General features: G+C 51.4%; 13 protein-coding genes and 1 pseudogene. 3 read left to right on the plus strand and 11 right to left on the minus strand.

Features of this window, described 5'->3' with window-relative positions; genetic code table 11:
- On the plus strand, window positions 1–1,130 hold a 1,130-nt coding region (locus tag A7D21_RS28685; RefSeq protein WP_218188705.1), incomplete at its 5' end, for a competence protein CoiA family protein.
- 353 nt (window positions 1,131–1,483) lie between these two features.
- Here A7D21_RS28685 and A7D21_RS28690 read toward each other — a convergent pair.
- The 9 genes and pseudogenes from A7D21_RS28690 to A7D21_RS28730 all read right to left on the minus strand — a co-directional run bounded on the left by A7D21_RS28690 (window position 1,484) and on the right by A7D21_RS28730 (window position 10,652).
- Window positions 1,484–1,930, minus strand: a complete 447-nt coding sequence (locus tag A7D21_RS28690) for a hypothetical protein (protein ID WP_019819597.1) — start codon at window positions 1,928–1,930, stop codon at window positions 1,484–1,486.
- Window positions 1,920–3,941 carry a hypothetical protein gene (locus tag A7D21_RS36350; protein WP_236183096.1) on the minus strand — a complete coding sequence of 674 codons (2,022 nt, stop codon included), beginning with the start codon at window positions 3,939–3,941 and terminating at the stop codon, window positions 1,920–1,922. Before A7D21_RS36350 ends, A7D21_RS28690 begins: the two co-directional genes overlap by 11 nt.
- Complete coding sequence (locus A7D21_RS28700; protein WP_019819593.1) at window positions 3,938–5,674, minus strand: hypothetical protein; 1,737 nt, start codon at window positions 5,672–5,674, stop codon at window positions 3,938–3,940. The genes A7D21_RS36350 and A7D21_RS28700 overlap by 4 nt, the downstream gene beginning before the upstream one ends.
- The gene (locus A7D21_RS28705; RefSeq protein WP_032873808.1) at window positions 5,667–6,959 is read right to left on the minus strand and encodes a site-specific integrase; all 1,293 of its coding nucleotides are present in this window, start codon (window positions 6,957–6,959) and stop codon (window positions 5,667–5,669) included. The genes A7D21_RS28700 and A7D21_RS28705 overlap by 8 nt, the downstream gene beginning before the upstream one ends.
- Window positions 6,960–7,038: 79 nt before the next feature.
- Window positions 7,039–7,369 (minus strand): annotated as a pseudogene (locus A7D21_RS36355) (DNA polymerase V subunit UmuC); the annotation flags it as partial.
- Between the two features lie 2 nt (window positions 7,370–7,371).
- Entirely contained in the window at window positions 7,372–7,806 is a 435-nt protein-coding gene (locus tag A7D21_RS28715; protein ID WP_069553274.1) for a LexA family transcriptional regulator, read from the minus strand.
- Window positions 7,807–8,002: 196 nt separating this feature from the next.
- The gene (locus A7D21_RS28720) at window positions 8,003–9,100 is read right to left on the minus strand and encodes a helix-turn-helix domain-containing protein (protein ID WP_069553275.1); all 1,098 of its coding nucleotides are present in this window, start codon (window positions 9,098–9,100) and stop codon (window positions 8,003–8,005) included.
- A gap of 73 nt (window positions 9,101–9,173) precedes the next feature.
- Window positions 9,174–9,821 carry a hypothetical protein gene (locus A7D21_RS28725; RefSeq protein ID WP_069553276.1) on the minus strand — a complete coding sequence of 216 codons (648 nt, stop codon included), beginning with the start codon at window positions 9,819–9,821 and terminating at the stop codon, window positions 9,174–9,176.
- 78 nt (window positions 9,822–9,899) lie between these two features.
- Complete coding sequence (locus A7D21_RS28730) at window positions 9,900–10,652, minus strand: replication initiation protein (RefSeq protein ID WP_064363743.1); 753 nt, start codon at window positions 10,650–10,652, stop codon at window positions 9,900–9,902.
- A 980-nt stretch (window positions 10,653–11,632) separates the two neighbouring features.
- On the opposite strand from A7D21_RS28730, the gene A7D21_RS28735 reads away from it, so the two are divergent.
- Window positions 11,633–12,526, plus strand: coding sequence for a hypothetical protein (locus A7D21_RS28735; RefSeq protein ID WP_069553277.1), 894 nt, complete (start codon window positions 11,633–11,635; stop codon window positions 12,524–12,526).
- Window positions 12,527–14,477: 1,951 nt separating this feature from the next.
- On the opposite strand, the gene A7D21_RS35585 is transcribed toward A7D21_RS28735, so the two are convergent.
- Window positions 14,478–14,741: a hypothetical protein gene (locus A7D21_RS35585; RefSeq protein WP_141718284.1), complete on the minus strand. Its 264-nt coding sequence runs from the start codon at window positions 14,739–14,741 to the stop codon at window positions 14,478–14,480.
- A 59-nt stretch (window positions 14,742–14,800) separates the two neighbouring features.
- Window positions 14,801–15,280, minus strand: a complete 480-nt coding sequence (mobI, locus tag A7D21_RS28740; protein WP_141718285.1) for a conjugative transfer protein MobI(A/C) — start codon at window positions 15,278–15,280, stop codon at window positions 14,801–14,803.
- A 478-nt stretch (window positions 15,281–15,758) separates the two neighbouring features.
- Here mobI and A7D21_RS28745 point away from each other — a divergent pair, with 478 nt between their 5' ends.
- Window positions 15,759–16,790 (plus strand): ParM/StbA family protein, encoded by a 1,032-nt coding sequence (locus A7D21_RS28745; RefSeq protein ID WP_069553279.1) that lies wholly within the window; start codon window positions 15,759–15,761, stop codon window positions 16,788–16,790.
- The last annotated feature ends 410 nt before the right edge of the window (window positions 16,791–17,200 follow it).

A 17,200-nucleotide genomic window follows, 5' to 3' on the forward strand; every position in this document is an offset into this window, starting at 1 on the left:
CCTCAGTGCTTAGCGATGAAGATTGGAAGAAAGTAGTGAAAATATCGAAAGGCCGCCAGGTGCTCATGCCGGATACGAAACTTCCGGCACAGGCCAAAACCCTCAGACGGGATGGAGGCATCACCAGGTACTTTTCCCATTTTCCTGGAGAGAGCCCTGAGGGCTACTCCAGCACTGAAAGCCCAGACCATATCGCCATGAAGGTGGCCATTTACAAGAAGCTGGTTGCTCTAGGCATTCAAGCCGAGCTTGAAGACGGCGTAGACGATTGGCGGGCTGACATTCTGGTTGGCGACTCGGCCTTTGCTCCGCGCCTAGCAATAGAAGTGCAGATTTCGCCTCAGTCTGCGCAGCGGACATATGAGCGCACTGAACAACGCAATCGCTCTGGTGTTCCGACTCTTTGGATATTCGGCAGTATCGGCCTGACGGGCGTTATCAACGAGGATCTAGCACGAACAAACCCCGTGTTCGTCGCAAAAACACCACTGGATGCAGCCGATATAGCGAGTGCAGTGTGTCGTGGCCAAGCATTCTACGATGACTTGTCGCACTACCAGCAAACGCCAGCAAGACCAGTTGCGCTGCTCATAAACTGTGCATGCGGAGACAGATGGCTCTACCCGTTCGGCTGTGTTTTGCTTCTCAACAGAATCTCCGGTGAAACTGCCCCAATGTTCATTAGTTGCTTTAGGACAAGCAGGGTGGGAAAGGGGCTTCTACCTACAGCTAGAATGAGGGCGGTGGAAAGATATTTTGACCTGGGCATGTCTGCCGTGAAAGTTAGCGCCGAAAAATATGGCGTTGGGTTTGGACGGCCATCTGAGGTCTGGCATCGTTACGGGCGCTTTGGAAACTCAAAATCAGGCATTCGGGTATGGGAGCGAAGCTATAGCTGCCCGACCTGCACCAGCACGCCTGAACCGCTGACGCGGGGCTTACCAAAGAATGTAGCCCTGTCGATGTGCCCGGTCCCCGTCGCCACTACCGTCGATGCGCGTTCTGTTCTTAGCGTCACACCGAGTTGGAGAATGAGCAGAAAGGACGGCTGGGTTGAGTCTGTAATGTGTGAACGTAGATGGAAGGATGAATTCATCTACCCGCTCAGGTCGGCAATTGCGCAGGCGTGACTCGCTGAACAGTTGCAACATGCCTAATCGGGTGGTCGCGACAGTTTTAATTCTCTAGGCCTCCGCTCCACAGCAGAGACTTGAGGGTTTGCGACAGTTTTGCGTTTCCTCCAGAGTTGGCTTGAAGCCCCAGAAAGCCGGGCTTCGCAGCGACAGTTTTAATTCTCTAAATCCACCGCGACTGTCGTGATGATCCGCCTCGACGATACTCCAGGTGTCGTCTCGTCCCCCTGGTCAGTCAGCAAGGTCAGCCAAAGCGGACGCTCGTTGAGCATAGCCTCACAACACGCTCATTGAGTATCGCCCCTAGCCTTGCGGCTAGTTGCGGATCGTGTACCCCCACGACTGCCATCTCAAAGCTTTCTGGGCCCGCGTGGATCCAACGATAGTATGTTGGACGCAGGTAACTGTCGTTCAAGCTCAGCAATACGGTCATACAGCTCTATGATTTTCGCATCCGCCTCGCTCAATAAACTTGCTAGCTGGTCGCGCTGTCGGGCAACCTGCTCAATCCGATCTCGCAAGGCGCGGCTTTTCTGACGGGCAAGATGATTTATCTGGTTCAACGAACGAGGTCGCTCCTCCGCATGTTGTTCGATGTAGGTTTTTATCTCTGCGATGAGACTCGGGAAACGTGATTTCTTAAGTGCCGACGGATCGCTCCCGGCCTCTTTGGCCACGTTGTTTTGAGTAACCGGTGTCCCCTTCGTTAGAAGCTGCGGCTTATTGAGTTTCAAGCGCTCAAAAGCCTCGCGATATTGATCGGCCGCGCTGCGACGCGCCGTGAGTTCAACGTCCATTTGCTCCCCCTATGACTCGCCGGAAGCTCTCTACGCTTCGTTGTTGAGCGATTAAGGACTCCATTAGCGGACTTCCGTACTGAGCATTAACAAGCCGCTCTTTGAGGACATGTTCAAGATCATCGACTGCGTCCAATCGTTCTGAGTCATACAGCACATCAGGGCAAGGTTTTTCATCCTCCGAATCACCGCCCCCGCAATGAGCAATGTTGTCGACTCCTCCGTACGGACAAGGCTTGCGACTCGAGCAAACGCCAAGAAGGATTTGGCGACATGCTGCGGCACCCTTCTTCGCCAAACCGATCATCTTCTTTGCATCCTCTGGCGTGATCAGCCGAACGATCTCAGCCTTACGTTTATCTCCATGGGGACTTACAAAACGCTCACTCGTAAGCTGCTGTAACTCTCTACCAAGCGTCTCGTACATCGTGCGAACGTACAGCGTGTGAGCCTTATCCTCTAGACGCATCTGCGAGTGATTTTGTCCGTAGTAAAGGCTCATCGCTCGGGTGACGTGCTTGAGTTGGTACTGAAGCGAGGCATCGCTTACGAGCCCGGAAGCTTGCATGTTTACTGCACCAGTTCTACGCAACTGATGCCATGCTAACGGCCATACCGCGCCCACTTGATAGTCCTCCGGCAATGTAGGAGTAGCTAGCCGGGCCAATTTCAAATCCTCACTCGTGATACGCAAACGCTCCAAGTCAAACACCTTGCCGTAGTGGCTCAAAAGGTCGGAATATGACGGAATACTTGGTCTCAGTGAGTGATCATTTTTCTTGCTCGATGGGGCCCACGGTTCGTAAGAAAACGAGGTTAAAAAACGCCCCGTGAGCCCGCTCGCAGCTACATGAGGTGCGTATAATGACCGAAACAGAGAAATGACCTCCATCGCCCTCACTGCGACCTTTACAGATGGGGATGTGACCCACAGGGCGTCGCTATCGGCCTGCGTTTTCGTCGTCTGTCCACGTAACAAAAAAATGTCGCCGAAATTCTTGTCGTGCTCGACCTCAAGGCATCCCGCTCGAAGATTCCAAGCTTCCTCGACTCGCATGAGGCTGAAGTTAAGGATGTAAGCTAAACCTGCGCTATTGACCAGTTTCAGATAGCTAGTCAGCGTTCTTACTTGCAATTCACCACTGCGCCCCACCCAACGTTCAAGTAGCTCAAAAATGCCGAAGCGTTTCGCGGTATCTGCAAACGCTCCGAGAAAACGAAGCCCCGTTTTAGCGCCTGATAAATGCATCTTATGGCCGCAAAAAGGTTGTGCGTTTGCGCACGCCACTCTTTTTGAAACTCTATGATTATGTTCGTAAGCCTCAATGCTGAACCGGTAACAAGCTTCAACTTGTTGTTGATGGGATAGGAAGTCATCAAGACACTCTCGCAGCCTGGTGACTTGGTAGTGCCAAATACGTGGAGGAATGTACGGTGTTTGAGCTGTTTGGTGGGGTGGAAACAGCGCAGCCAGACGGGTTAGCGAGCCCGAATCCAGCAAAGTAAACCCTACGGCGCTGCGAGACGCGTATAGCTCATGCATTAACGACAGAAACTCAGTCTTTCTTGAGGCATGAAGAAAGGCAGGGATTTCCTCGCATACGCGTGGAAAGCGGCTCAATTCGCTGGCCAGTATTCCTGCCTCTTCACACAAAACAAACAACCGCCGCATCTGATCGAACCGCGTCTTTAGAGATCGATAGCCGCGAGCGCCGTACGGCCCGTATAGCCACCAGCCTGTGATGATACGAAGCAGATCAGCGTTCGCCGAGCTAATGGGCGCCGCGACTTTTGTGGCGGGGCCATCCCCGAAATTTAGCGTTAACGCCTTCTTGGCCCATGGGTCAAGCCTCCAAACTGGGTCGCCCCAACGGCTTACTACTTTGCCCTGTGCATCAATTACGACAGGCCAATCAGGTGGCGGAGGCCAGCTCTCAGGACGGTAATTTGGCGCTCCGGGAACGGCGAGAGGCGACTCAATAGAAAGCCCTAACGTCGTGAGGATATTCATAAGGAAGGTCCCGCTGTAACTTCCGCCAGCCGAATAAATCCGTCCCAAGCTGGGTGATAACTCTCCTCAGCTATGCGAGCCAGTGCCTCCTCAACCCAAAGCCGACGCACCTCGCTACTTTCTTGAAAGAACCGCAGCTTCGCACTCAGACGCTCAATCGCAAGCATTGCAGGATGGTCAGCCTCCTCAGATCTATCCGTGGAAGCTGGACGATATCTAGTTAGCTCCAAGCTCTTGAGCACGCGCAAACTACTTAGCGACCAGACGTGATCTTCGCTTTCAATATCCCGATGATTGACGCAGAAGAGGCAACCAGCAGCGTTGATACAATCGGGATCAGGTGCATTCGTCGGAGCATCTACGACCGATTCTGGCAAGGACGTCGCACAAGCACCTGGAGCAGGTGAGCAAATGACGGGATCTGATTGCCGGTGAAATCGAGTAATTTCAATCATCGCAATTTGCGGATTGGGCTCAGCGTACACACGGATCAACGTTTCAGCTGTGTGCTGTGCGATTTCCGCGACCAGTTCAGGGCGTTGCGATTCACGTAACAACCAGTTAATACGAGCACCCCGTAGCTTACGTGGTCGAACGAATCGAATATTGGAATCGGTACAGAGGCGCACTAGAGCTGTGAACTGAGGAGCTTCTACAACGAGACGTCCCCCAAGACGGACGAGAGGAAAAAGAAGCCCCTCTAGGTCGTCCGGAAACCACGTGTTTCGCCACTCAATGTAGCGTTCAAACCACTCCTTGTAGCTTGAGAAAACTTCAAATAGCACTTCGCCCTGACGACGCTTTTTGTAAGACCTGACTTGGTAACCATCAAGGTGACTCGTATAGTGGTATTGGTCGATCCGAAGTTGATGCGCCTGCGACAAATTCATGCCGGTTTGCGCGATGAACATAAGCATCTCGGCTTCGATTCTCAGATTTACTGCCGGGTATCGAGTCTCGATTGAAACGTCAGAGTCCCGGAATTCTCGGTGTCGAAGGATGGCCGCAATCTGGAATTTGGTTTGAGGTCGAACCCGTCGTGACGCTTCTTTCTCTGTATCGCGAAGGCCGCACCAGATAGGTAGCGTTGTACCCGATCTCAATGCCACTTGGATGGGGAGTGGTCCCGCCACAGCCTCATAAGTGAGTGACGTACAGAGGTCGGCAATTAACTGCCCGAAAGAAAAGCTCTCTTCCACACTTTGCTTATCAGCGCTCCCATTTCTAACCCGTCCGTTGCCTCTGGGTTTGCGAATTCGTGTGCTGTACAAAAGTGTCGAGCTTCGGCCTAGCACTCGATCAAGCATCGTCGCTGTCAAACTTGCAGTGTCGTATAACGATCCGGCAGTTAAATATCCTTCCACACGGTGACGGTGTAAAAGATGCTCTGCCCACCCCAGGTAAGCTTGCGCAACCTTGTCAATGCTCAACTGGCGTCCGGATTGATCCGCCCACCGAAAAAACTGCCGCAACGAACCGATCTTGTTATTCGCCGAAAAGCGGCTCCCCCCGCCTACAAGGTCGTCGGCCAAACACTCGTGGAGCTCCTTTACAAGCTCTACCCGTTCCAGCAAAGGATCCCCTAAAACACCTGATGTGATTTCATTGCGTACAGTCTTCACTTTTGCCTTTGCACCACCGCTGTATAAAAATGGGGTCAGATCCCAAGGCGTCTCGTTCTTCGCGTACTCAAGCATTGGAAACGTTAGGTCTGAAGACGTCCGATTATTCATTGCTCGCTCCGTGCCTGGAAGAAATCCCTGTAAACGCAGCCATGAAGCTGTTCGCAATGGCCTGCTTAGCGGGTGTGGCTTGCACAAACTTGATGTATTTGAAGGTAGTAGCCTCCGAATTTCGACCGTGAAGCAATGCATTGCTAACAGTCGCAATCACTATCGCCACATCATCGCAATTTGCTAAAGCCAGCTTGGCTAGCTCAGTTCCAAAGGTGCACCGGGACTGATGGAAGCGAAATGTCCTGAGTACCTTAACGCCAGCTGTGATGCCTGCTTTTCTAAGCGATGACATCTCAACGTTTATGGCCGAAGACTGATCGCTGCTGCGCCGTCCGAAGGTATTACCGAAACGAGTCAAGAAAACTAGGTCTCGATTCTCATCGGCAGCAGATGCCTCGCGACTTAACCTGCGGAGCCCCTTGGAATATTCCAAAACTTCTGAACACAAAGCTTCGGGAATCCATACCTGGCCAGTTACTCCAAATTTGGTATGCACGGGCGGGGACGCACCTGGCCCCACAAATATCCTAAGCAGGCCTTTAGCGGACGGATCAGGTATCGCACGTTCCAACGCGCCGATACGAAGGTCACAGATTGTTCCCAGTCGCATACCCGTGAAAAAGCCTAGAGCTAGCATCAGGTACAGCTCAGGCGAGGCATTACGTTTTGCAAAATCGAGAATGACGTCGCGGTCAGATGAGGTGACAGGAAGCAACCCGCCTTCCAAAGTGATCCCGATGCGTTTCCGGTTGGGAATCCCCAGATCGGTAGTAGTGCCAGCGAAGGTTCGTTCAAAACCAACCTGGTCAAAGTATTTGATGAAAAAGCGCTTGTCTTTCCATAGTGGCAACAGCGGAGATAGAAGCCCACGCTTCCTGACCCACCTATAGAAACTGATGCAGTTGCGCATGTACTCGGAGGCCGTTGCTGGGCTGATATGACCAGCATCTCGCGCCTTAATAAGCGCCCCACGGTACTGAACGAGACACCGATCAGCTTTTCGAGACGGGAACTCAAACCACTCAAGTCTGCGGCTCTCCAAAAACTTCGCGTAGTTCAGCAGTCCATTAACGTTGCTGGAAACGGTCTTTAGGATTGCTTCCCCATTGGTGACACGCTCCATAGCCCAGAGGTTCGCCTCTCTCCAGGGCAAGCCGTTTACCCAGAAAATTTGTGGTAGCCCTTCGATTACTACCCGGGAGCTATTCGACGAGTAGGTAATCAGGCGGTCTTTGACAGAAAGGTCATGCGGACTGAAGTGGATGTGCTCAACGGTAGCCAAGGGATATCTCTGTAAGAAAAAGCGCCAATGTCCATGGGAACCCTATCTAACTTTGGGCGTCCACAGTATGCAACTTATTCTTATCAATGGAGTAAACCTCACTGTCACACACCATGGATTCTATCAGCGTCATGACGCGCTCTGAGATTTGACCATAAAGCGCGTAGTTGCTGCTGAAGGGCACAATACCGTGCCGGCGTAATGTGTCCTTGATTTGGAAATAAGGGGCACCCATTTTGACGAACGGTTTGGCGTCATAACTGCGCGCAATTACGCAGATCGTTGTTGCTCAATACAACGATCGGTGTACTGGCCAGATCCGGCCGGAACACACGCTCACAACTGGCATAAAAGCTGTTGCAGTCCGCCAGTGCGAACACAGTGGGGCCGGGTTTGAGCGCACCTTTCATGTTCATGACGAACGCTCGTGATCGCGTACGCTGTAATTGACCACACCCCAAACCACCAGCTCGTCACCTTCCATCACGTACCTGGGCGGAAATTTTGGATTTTCGGCCATCAACACCACTTGGCCATCGCGTTTGTGCAGACGCTTGCAAACGCATTCCGTGTTGAGCGCTGCAATGACGATATCGCCATGACGCGCCGTTTTGCTTCGATCAACGATCACCAGGTCGCCGTTGAAAATGCCTGCGCCTTGCATGCTGTCGCCCGAAATCTTCGCCAAATACACATGCGGTGCGCGGATTTCAAAAAGCTCGTCCAGTGAAATCAATTTTTCAAGGTGGTCGGCCGCCGGAGAAGGAAAGCCAGCCGATACCTGGCTGGAGTACATCGCTAAGGGATGCCCACCAGTGGCAATGGGACCAAGAAGGGTAACGCTCATAAACCTGGCCTGAATAAATAACTGTATGGATAGCCAGTTAACTGTGTACGCAACGTTCCGTCAATCTTCGCCGACCGGATGCACTGTCGTTGAATCTTTTCCCCCAATACCCGCAGGCGGATTTCGTGACCTACCGATCTTCGACGATGGGTCGGGCTCTCCCATTTTTGGCACGACCCAGCGCTGGTCGAGAGCACTACATCAGTTCATCAAAGCTTAAGTTCTGGGTAGTAGTCTTAATTGTGGCCGAAACGTTAAAGACGATCGGCGCTCGGAGTTCGTCAGCATGAATGCGTACCTGAATTGAGTTGAGCTCGGAGGACGGAGTGATCAGAAATATGTCGCCACTGGGGGATGACTCTCCAGCGTGAATTTTTCCAAAGCTGAAAACGGTGGTGAGCCGATCAGGTTCAATATGTTCGTCGAAAGGCGGTTTGAGCAAAGTAGCGAGACTGGGAATTTTCGGCAAAAAATCGATACTGGGGACATCTTCAAGCTCAGCTTTAACACGCAGCGTGCCAGGTGGTTCAAAGCACAGATGTACCCTCACGCTGTTTGCTGAAGCTGTGCCTCGGTTCATCAGGTTCATTCTGAAACCAAAAGCCCCTGCCTGCTCCTGCTGGTAGAGAGCCATGTCCCGGTAGTAATTTCGATTCACCAGCCTCTCGTTCAACTTGAGGTACCCATGTGTCGCCACGGTATAGTCTGGGTACTCATCCATCAGCAGGTGTGTGTAAGCGAAGCTGATGCCGCTGTTAAGCGATTTCTGGTCTCCAATGCTGACTAGCTCAACGGACAGCAGCGGTTCACCTGTCGCGCCTTTGATGGCTTCCAATGCGCCCATCTTCGCTATCTGCGTTGGATCTGCGATCGCAGTCGAGGAGCCATAACGGACATACACAACGTCCTTTTCAACAATTCCATATTTTTTCTTTGCGTAGATCGGGCGCTCTTGGACCTCAATGGTGTAGAGCCCCAGCACCTGTTTTTTGTAGGTTACTGCCCGGTAAGAGAACACTACGTGTTTGTTCGTCTTTCCGTTGATGAACTGCTGCAGTCTCGAGTCATCTGGGTGACGGCTGACAGGGTAAAATTCCTGCTCACTCTCATCAAAGCCGATCAGGATGTAAGCAGGCTCCGTTCGCCAGGTATTGCTGAACGCCAGAATATCTTTGAGCAGCTCACTCTTCTTAAAGTCATCAGACCCATCGGTAACATACCCTTCCCGCTTGTAATCCAGTGTGGTTCCTTCACCGGTATACAGCAGGCGGTCGATCAAGTCCTCATCTGTCATAGCGAACTCTTGAGCTTATGAAACGATGGTCTAACCGCGCCTGTCGAAGCACGCGCCCAACACAATGCCTTCGTCATTGTTCTAACCAGACGGCGAGCTTTTCGACTTCGCCAATCGCCAGATGCAAGTCCGGCCGCGTCACGTGGATTGTCGGATCGATGAGCAAGCCACCTGTGCCGTTCTGCATCAGCGTTTTCTCATGGTCGCTAATGAACAGCGGGCTAGGGTATTTGTTGATAACGCCAGTGCTATGGCTGGCTCTTGTATCGGTGATGTGATTGACGTGCTGGCTGGCATTTCTGGCCAACACCACCTGCTCCAGGACAGCGAAATTCACGGGACAGTTTGTCCAGTCGACACCGTGCTTCGCGAAGCACTTTCGGTACCCACCGATGAAGCCCTTTTTGAAGGCGTTGGCACCACACTCAGCTTCGCAGTCCAATCCCGCGTTTCGCTCTAGCGTACGAAAGAAAACTTTTAAGCTCTCTGAGAGCATAGAGACACACGTCTGGCCGACTACCTCTAGGCCAGTCTGTGCTTGGAGCCACTCTTGAAGAAACGCGGGTTCACCATCCATCGTGTCTGGATCGAAGTATGGAGGCTCGAACGGGGCTTCCTCCGCATTGATTTTCCGGATTATCTCGAGAAACGGCGCTGTGGCCTCGTCGAAGTAATGCCGGATGAAGGCGGTTCGTTGCTCAAGAAAAAAACTGACATCCACTCGACCTACTCCATGGCTGATTGATGCGGTGCAGCTAATGGCGCAGTCTTTTTATTCCTAACCAGGTTGAATGTGAACTCAACCCACCGCGGCCAGCGCTTCGAGCGGCTCAAGCGGTTCGGAAAGATCCAGGCGCATCTGGTCGCTTTCCTTAAACCGGAATGTCAGACGCTTCACGGTACGACCCTCAGTGTGAGTTTCGTAGGTGATATCAAGATTGCTCTTGGCTTTCAGTTCCTTGATCGACGGGTCGATGACTTTCTGGCGTAGGTTGTTGAACCTGGCGTAGCTGTCACCCAGCTCCAACATTTCCCGGAATGCATCGACTTCGATCGTGTACCAACCGGTCTCACGGAACTGCATAAACAGCTCGAACATACGGATCGAGTGAATGCTGTTCAGGTGAGCTACACGCCTCAACTCATAAGTCGTGAAGTGTTTGTTCAGCATGCTGAGGTAAGGAAGAACGTGAACCGTAAAGTGAAGCGTTGCGCAGCCCTCACCCTTCTCGTATTCAACGCGATCCACCCAACGAAAACGTACCGTCTTGGATTTGCTCTCTTTGGTCTTGATGTCGCGGTCGTACAACGTGTTGCAGGCGTCAATCATCGCCTCGTAGGCTTGTTTGAGCGGTATGTTGTAAACCTCGGCAAAATCCGTCGCGCGAACAGTGATTGGCTTATGGATCGGCTTACGTGAGTCTATCTGGCCGATCGTGATGAGCAACAACCGCTGCTCCTGTAACGTGAGCTTGTACGACGCCGACACCAGATCGTTGGCCTTTGTGACCTTATGACTGGTTTGTGGGTGAACCACGACGATATCGTTCATCGACTAAATACCAAAACTTGTTTAGTCGAATGTAATCGACTACGAGAGAAAAGGGAAATAGTCGATTCAATTTATTTTTAGACCCCGGAATCCTTAGTCGATGGATTGCCCGGAATTGGTAGTCGAACCGACCCGAAATCCTTAGTCGTCAGCCGCCCGGTTTTTTTAGTCGATGGCGAAGAATGTTCTACCAGGACGGCACACCCGGAATTCTTAGTCGCAGGGGCTGCGCGTCCTTTGCGAACAGCCGGAATTTATAGTCGATCTTCAAAAGGAGCCCAGCCGGCCCGTAAATAAAGGGCCTCGCGCTTCTGGCTCACTACCGAAATCCTTAGTCGATAGATTTTTAGGGTACTGATTCAGGCCGGAATAGGTAGTCGATACCTGACATTGGCCCAAATTCCGGCTCTGATCGGTCACCCAGAACCCGGTTTTGTTAGTCGTTAGAGAGATTCAAACCTTCGACAACCTAAGGAAACCCAACGCAACCCGCTGAAACCTAGACAAATTCTGACCGTGAGAGCTAAATGAGTGCTGAGTTGATCAAAGATTGTCCGCTTACAGGCACCGACCCGGAAAAGAGAGTCGATAGAAGCCGGAATTGGTAGTCGTTGCCGTCCGGAATCTATAGTCGATAACGCCCAAACAGCCCCTGTGGATAACAGCCGAAATGCTTAGTCGTGTTGGCCGAAATCGGTAGTCGAAGCACCCTGAATCGGTAGTCGTTGCGCCCGATTTAATTAGTCGATACCTACCCTGGAGCCCTTGATTTACGTGGCTTGCAGCCTCTTAAAAACAAGGATAAACAAGAAGAAAGATTTAAAAAGGCACAAAAGAGTCGAAACAAGCTCAATTAAAGGGGCGAATAGACCCCCGACAGCTCTCTCCTCATCGTCATAATCCTTTTCGAACACAAAGAAAATTCTCAACTCCTACCGGCAATCATTTTTGAACAGCCCGGTCGCCATATTCGGTAGCAAATGACTATCACTCCTGAATTCCAACAGGCTTGCCTGCTGATAATCATCCTTTACATCGCACCCATCCTGGTAATTCGTGCCTGGACCCTTGTTTTCTCCGTGATGACGAAAAAGGCTTGGTCGATTTTTGTCTGGACTGGAGCCATCGGTGTCCCAATTCACGAGGCTTCACACCTGGTTGCTTGCTGGATGTTCGGACTCAAACCCACGAAAGTGGTGTTTTACCATACAGATCGTTCTACCGGCACATTGGGCTACGTGAGTTTTCGCTACAGGCCAAGGTCGATCCGCGCGAACATAGGGCTATTCGTTCAAGGCATTGCTCCACTGATCAGCGGGACAGTCATGGTCACCCTTTGCCTAACGCACGCGTCTGCGGAGTCCGTAGCACCACAGTCAATTTATGACGCTGACGCCAAGGGTGCAGGTGTCTTGCTGTTTGTTACCAACGCAGCTCTCAATACACTGGCCACGGCCTCACTCGGAATACTTTCCGGTGTAACCGGCGCCCTAACTGTGTGCTTTGCTGCATGTGTATCGCTACATGCCATCCCAAGTTGGGCCGACATTCAAATTGGTCTCCGCGGTGCGGTGGCAGTTCTCACCTCCACTCTCTTCGGAATTATTTCCATCGGTTACTTTTCTGATGTCACGGGCATCGGTGCTACCAACGTGTTAACCGACAAGATCCAACCTCTGATCATTGATTTCGCGAAATGGCTTGCTTCCTCGCTGTGGTTTGCTTTGTACAGTACGGTTTCCGTCTTGACGCTGGCGATCGTTACGACATTCATCGTTTACGCTATCGCAGTGCTGTTGAAAGCAGTTCGCTGTTTTGCCACACGACACGCAAAACAATCTTCTGATGACCCATCTGATTTGCCGACGCAATGAAACCGATCGGCCTATGGCAGTTGCATTAATCCCTGGCATGGGAAAATGAAGGCATATACGGGAGAAACTGAAATGCAAAATTTCTGGATCGCTATCTGCAACTTGCTCTTCAACTTGGTTAACCCTCCCCCTTCAGCGGTCCAGCCCGCCGCATCTACCTCGCGAGATGCGGATCCATTCAATCCTGCAACCGGTCAGCCCATGGTCGACCAGTTCGACTCAGCGGGAGCGTGCTACGGATACGAAGCCCCCTAAAACGCAAAAAGTCTCCAATGTGTGAGACTTTTCGTCTCAATACTTCGCGCCCTTCAAGCTCACCGCTTGAGGGTTTTTTTTGCCACAATCTCTCACTGGTAAATCCCAGTACGCCTTTCCACGACGTCTTGCAGTCAATCACAGCCGTTTGGCTTTCTGCCTTGACGCGGATTGCCGACGGCCCGTAAACATCTGTATTTTTATACAGTCATTGCCTATCCACGAACAACGCCTAATCGGACAAGTATTTCAGCCATCGCACACGAAAGTTGTGGTGCACTACTACGTGCTCATTCACTGCGGATTTCTGTCCCCAGCGAACGATTACGTTCTCCCACACCTCAGCGCTAGATGAGCTGATAATCCCCATTCCTCCCGCAACATTCATGCTGAGAGCCGAGGGCAACAGCATGCGTAATGTCAACATCAACGCAGGGGACGTTGTCGACAAATCATTGTCAGCCAAAAAACAACAACATCGTAATCGCTTTGTACCAGGGTGATTTCGAGTGCTAACGACTGGTGATCGAGAGCGAAGGTAATCGCATCTACCAGGACGGCACTGGCGAGGTGTTTTGTGACTTTCAAAGAATGACTGCCCTTCCCTGCAAACCGCTGCAATGCGTCATTCACAAGTGCTTAAGTGGACCGGATGCTCTCTGGAGTTGATGTTGGTCCTAACGCAACACTCGCCAAATTCAGCAATCACGCTGCAGGGTAATTTACTGACATCGGAGTCTTTCGCATCGTAATCGCGTTTGACCATGCTGAGCTGCTGTCAGAGATCGACATGTCTGAAATTTGGGAATCGCAATCAAGCTTGCTTCGAAGCTATCCAGCCTTGGCGTAACGTCCACTGCTGACATGCTGTATCTCGATCAAAGCTCGATTGGTGAGAACTTCCAGGTCACAGTCCCGATAACGTGTCCGGAAATGGAAGGGATGCCGTCTCATACATCCCTAGGATGACGGTACGGACATACAAGCAATTTCCAGGGGGGCTGATAGTTCTGTCGACCATTCAAAACGCTGCTCGACATGACCGAAACAGCAGCTGCATTTGCTGATAGGGCTAACAACAAATTGCGAGCTCAAGGGCCTGTTACCTCAGTGATGCAAATCTACCCACGTTCGAATCCATTTTCGGCGAACGCGACTCCCTACAGTCGATAGAGGACCATCAAGCTAATACGGCCTAGGGGAGACACTCGTGAAATCACACTCATGGTTGCCCTTGCACTGGCGTAGATCCTAAATGAGCGTGTTGCTTGTAAAAAATCTGGGTCGGTTGTTCTTGAACTGGAAGCCAAGCACCGAATGCAGACGGACCTCTTTTCAGCGTTCAGCTTGAACCAGAAGACTGACGCTGTAATGTTAGGAAGACGCAGCGTTCGTCTTGGACGCTCAAATGGTGAGAACAAGTGGACCGCAAATGCTGGGCTAGGCACATATCTATGCGTGCAACCTCAAAATAGCGCAGCATTTTCAATGCTACTCGAGCTTCCTGACCATTTTCCTCGGTACAGTGAGTTGCCCATTCCCCAGCCATTTTTCGATCGATCCGAGGCGTTCGCCTTTCCCTAACCATTCGCGCTCGGAAGATCTGCGGTGCCAGCCTTTCCCTAGCCATAGGAGCTTGGGAAATTTGCGGTGTTAGCCTTTCCCTAGCCATAGGCCCATCCGGGCCTACCTGACCTCAACGCGATGACACCAAGCGAAGCTGCCGATGACCGCTAGAGCGAATCTTGCCATTTTCAGAATCAGCGTTGAGGGCTGAAGGGCGATGTTGTTTCGGTGCAAAGTCGGAATCGTTTTCGTGACTCTGAGTCGGCAGATAGTTCCACGGTGCCAGGATGAACTGCGAAAACCTAAGATCGTGATCAGCGCCCGAACGTTTTACTTCGGTGAACAAATCACCCCAAACGTCCAATTCTTCATCGGTGAATCGATGCTCTCGCATGTCCGCGCTCTCTTGTTGAATAATCCACAGACTTTAGGGGAGGCTGCAGCAATGCAAGCTCACATCTGTGAATCCAAAAACTCCTTACGCATTGCCGCCAGAGCCCGTTGGGTTTCGACAATAGCTGCACGATGTTTTTTGATGGCCGTACGAATAGCCGCAAATTTCGGCTCGTAAATCTGAAACAACTCCTCCTGGCGTGCCGACATAGGTCCCATAGATTTTCGGGTGAAGGTATCGCCCGCGCCTTTCGACACCGCAAACAATTGCCAACTCCTGGACTTACCAGGTGCGGCTGCCTGACGCCAACGTACCTTTGACCAAGTGATGGTTGGAGTACCTGAAGAGCTCCGGAAGACCCTACAGGTATGGGTCTTTAACTCTTGGGTCGAATCTAATCGTTTCCAGTGTTCCTCCTTGAGGCTCAAAGCCAACTCAAACAGGGCGTCTAGGGCCTCCTTAGAGGTGTTCAGCACTTGGGTAGTTGAATCTAAATAACCCGAGTTTTTTTCTATTCTATCTATCCGCATTTCAGTCATGTTTTGCTAATGTGAGAAATCGAGACCAAAACCAGCCTCAACACCCCGCAAATCCTATGTTTGGTCAATTTATTGAGCGTAGCTAATCATCAGCAAATGCAGTTGAATTTACGAATGGCGACTTTTCGCTAATAAAATTCAGCTGGTTTTACGAATAATCAGCAAGCACCTATTCGAAAGCTAATTGAGCCACATCGCCTAATTATGGACAGCACCTAACGACCCCCAACCAGGGGGTTGATGATCGACTTGCATTATTTCCAGGCATGCCAACATCAAATCGACTCAAGACGCACTCCAGTATTTCGCGGGGAAGACAAAGCGGAGGTCGGTGGGTTGAGAGGCTTTAGTCGTTTTCGTGAACGACTAGAGCCTCAAGAGCCACTGCGGAGCCAAATCTCATGCTGAGCTTTGTGGTTTGTCGTTCGGTTGAACGACTGGAATTTGACTGAATTGATTAATGGTGAGGAATTGTTGAATGGCAAAAAACGTAATAGAAACAGGAAAACTGGTAGTTGGTCTCGACATCGGGTACAGCAATCTCAAGCTCGCCTACGGTTTCAAAGGTGGGGCTGAACCAACTGTCATCGTCAAACCAGCGCAGGCAGCACCTATTACTCAGATGCCAACTGGGTACGAAGATGGATCGGCTCGTCGAGAAGGTGAATATCGTGTATTGGTCGATGGCCAGCCTTGGATTGCTTGTATTGATCCAGGGAGATCCAGCGGCATGCAGCGGCAATTGCATGAAGATTTCACCTCGAGTGATGTTTACAAAGCGCTGTTCCACGCCTCTCTCATCGAGGCTTGCCAGGAAGGAGACATCATCGATGTACTGGTGACTGGGCTACCGGTATCTCACAATCGGAACAGGGCGATGCGTGAGGCCTTGATCGATCGGCTCAAAGGGGAGCATCAGGTCGCAGCAGCTCGCAAAATCACTGTAAAAGAGGTCATCGTACTGGCTCAGCCGGTGGGTACCTTCGTGGATGTGTTCTCATACCATGAAGACGGAGCTGCCTTTAACGAATCGAGCGTTCTTGTGCTAGATCCAGGGTTCTTCAGCTTGGACTGGGTTTTGTTTGTAAACGGTGAGCTAGTTGAAAGCTCTTCAAACAGCTCGTTGAAAGCAATGAGCGTCATGCTTGACGCGGTCAATGAAGAGATCATTAAAGACCTGGGAGGAAGCCCCGGCACTGAAAAGCTTGAAATTGCCCTACAGCAGGGCAAAACGACTATCCGCCTCTTCGGAAAAGTGGTGGAGCTTGAAATGTACTTGCAGCGAGCAGCTGCGCGAATTGCACCGGCAGCGCTCGAAGAAGTAAGACGTGATATGAGGTTTTTAGCAGGAAAGGAGCTGGATTTTCTGGTAGGCGGAGGCGGCGGCGGGACGTTCTATATGGATGCTGCAAAAGAAGTCTATCCGAAAACACAGCCCATCATTTCCGATAGCCCGGTAACGTCCAATGCCACCGGATTTTTCTGGTATGGCGTAGATAAGGCAGTCTGATAAATGCCCTCCATCAAAACGCAAGTCATTGTTGATGAGTCCCATCCTGAATTGCTGGCCGAGCTGGAGCACCTCTCCCCTCGAAGCAGAGCGGAACGCGTTAGAGCCTTGGCTACTGCCGCCATATTTTTGATGAGGGGGCAGGGTCAAATGTCGAACTTCGCAGGAGCACCTGTGGCCCAGGTTGGGTCCAGCGCAAAAGTAGTCTCACCTATTCCAGAGAACACACCAGCTTCAGCGGCAACTGAAAAGGCTCCCTCTTCGGTTTCAACACCTCAGCAAGCGGCGCCAAAGTTGGGTGCTCAACGAACTCGAAGGCAATTGCCCAGTAACATCAATGCCACCATGTCTTGACCACGGGGCCCGGAAGGGCCTTGTGTATTTTTAGATCCCGATAGAAAGAGATATCA

This window comes from Pseudomonas sp. AP19 (genome assembly GCF_001728855.1).
In the GTDB taxonomy this organism is placed as follows: Bacteria; Pseudomonadota; Gammaproteobacteria; order Pseudomonadales; family Pseudomonadaceae; genus Aquipseudomonas; species Aquipseudomonas fluorescens.

What these genes read in the sequence shown, in the direction of transcription:
- A7D21_RS28745 (WP_069553279.1), top strand. Translation starts at nt 15,759, where the DNA reads ATGGCAAAAAACGTAATAGAAACAGGAAAACTGGTAGTTGGTCTCGAC.
- A7D21_RS28690 (WP_019819597.1), bottom strand. Translation starts at nt 1,930, where the DNA reads ATGGACGTTGAACTCACGGCGCGTCGCAGCGCGGCCGATCAATATCGC.
- A7D21_RS28715 (WP_069553274.1), bottom strand. Translation starts at nt 7,806, where the DNA reads ATGAGCGTTACCCTTCTTGGTCCCATTGCCACTGGTGGGCATCCCTTA.
- A7D21_RS28700 (WP_019819593.1), bottom strand. Translation starts at nt 5,674, where the DNA reads ATGAATAATCGGACGTCTTCAGACCTAACGTTTCCAATGCTTGAGTAC.
- A7D21_RS28730 (WP_064363743.1), bottom strand. Translation starts at nt 10,652, where the DNA reads ATGAACGATATCGTCGTGGTTCACCCACAAACCAGTCATAAGGTCACA.
- A7D21_RS28735 (WP_069553277.1), top strand. Translation starts at nt 11,633, where the DNA reads ATGACTATCACTCCTGAATTCCAACAGGCTTGCCTGCTGATAATCATC.
- A7D21_RS28720 (WP_069553275.1), bottom strand. Translation starts at nt 9,100, where the DNA reads ATGACAGATGAGGACTTGATCGACCGCCTGCTGTATACCGGTGAAGGA.
- A7D21_RS35585 (WP_141718284.1), bottom strand. Translation starts at nt 14,741, where the DNA reads ATGCGAGAGCATCGATTCACCGATGAAGAATTGGACGTTTGGGGTGAT.
- mobI (WP_141718285.1), bottom strand. Translation starts at nt 15,280, where the DNA reads ATGACTGAAATGCGGATAGATAGAATAGAAAAAAACTCGGGTTATTTA.
- A7D21_RS36350 (WP_236183096.1), bottom strand. Translation starts at nt 3,941, where the DNA reads ATGAATATCCTCACGACGTTAGGGCTTTCTATTGAGTCGCCTCTCGCC.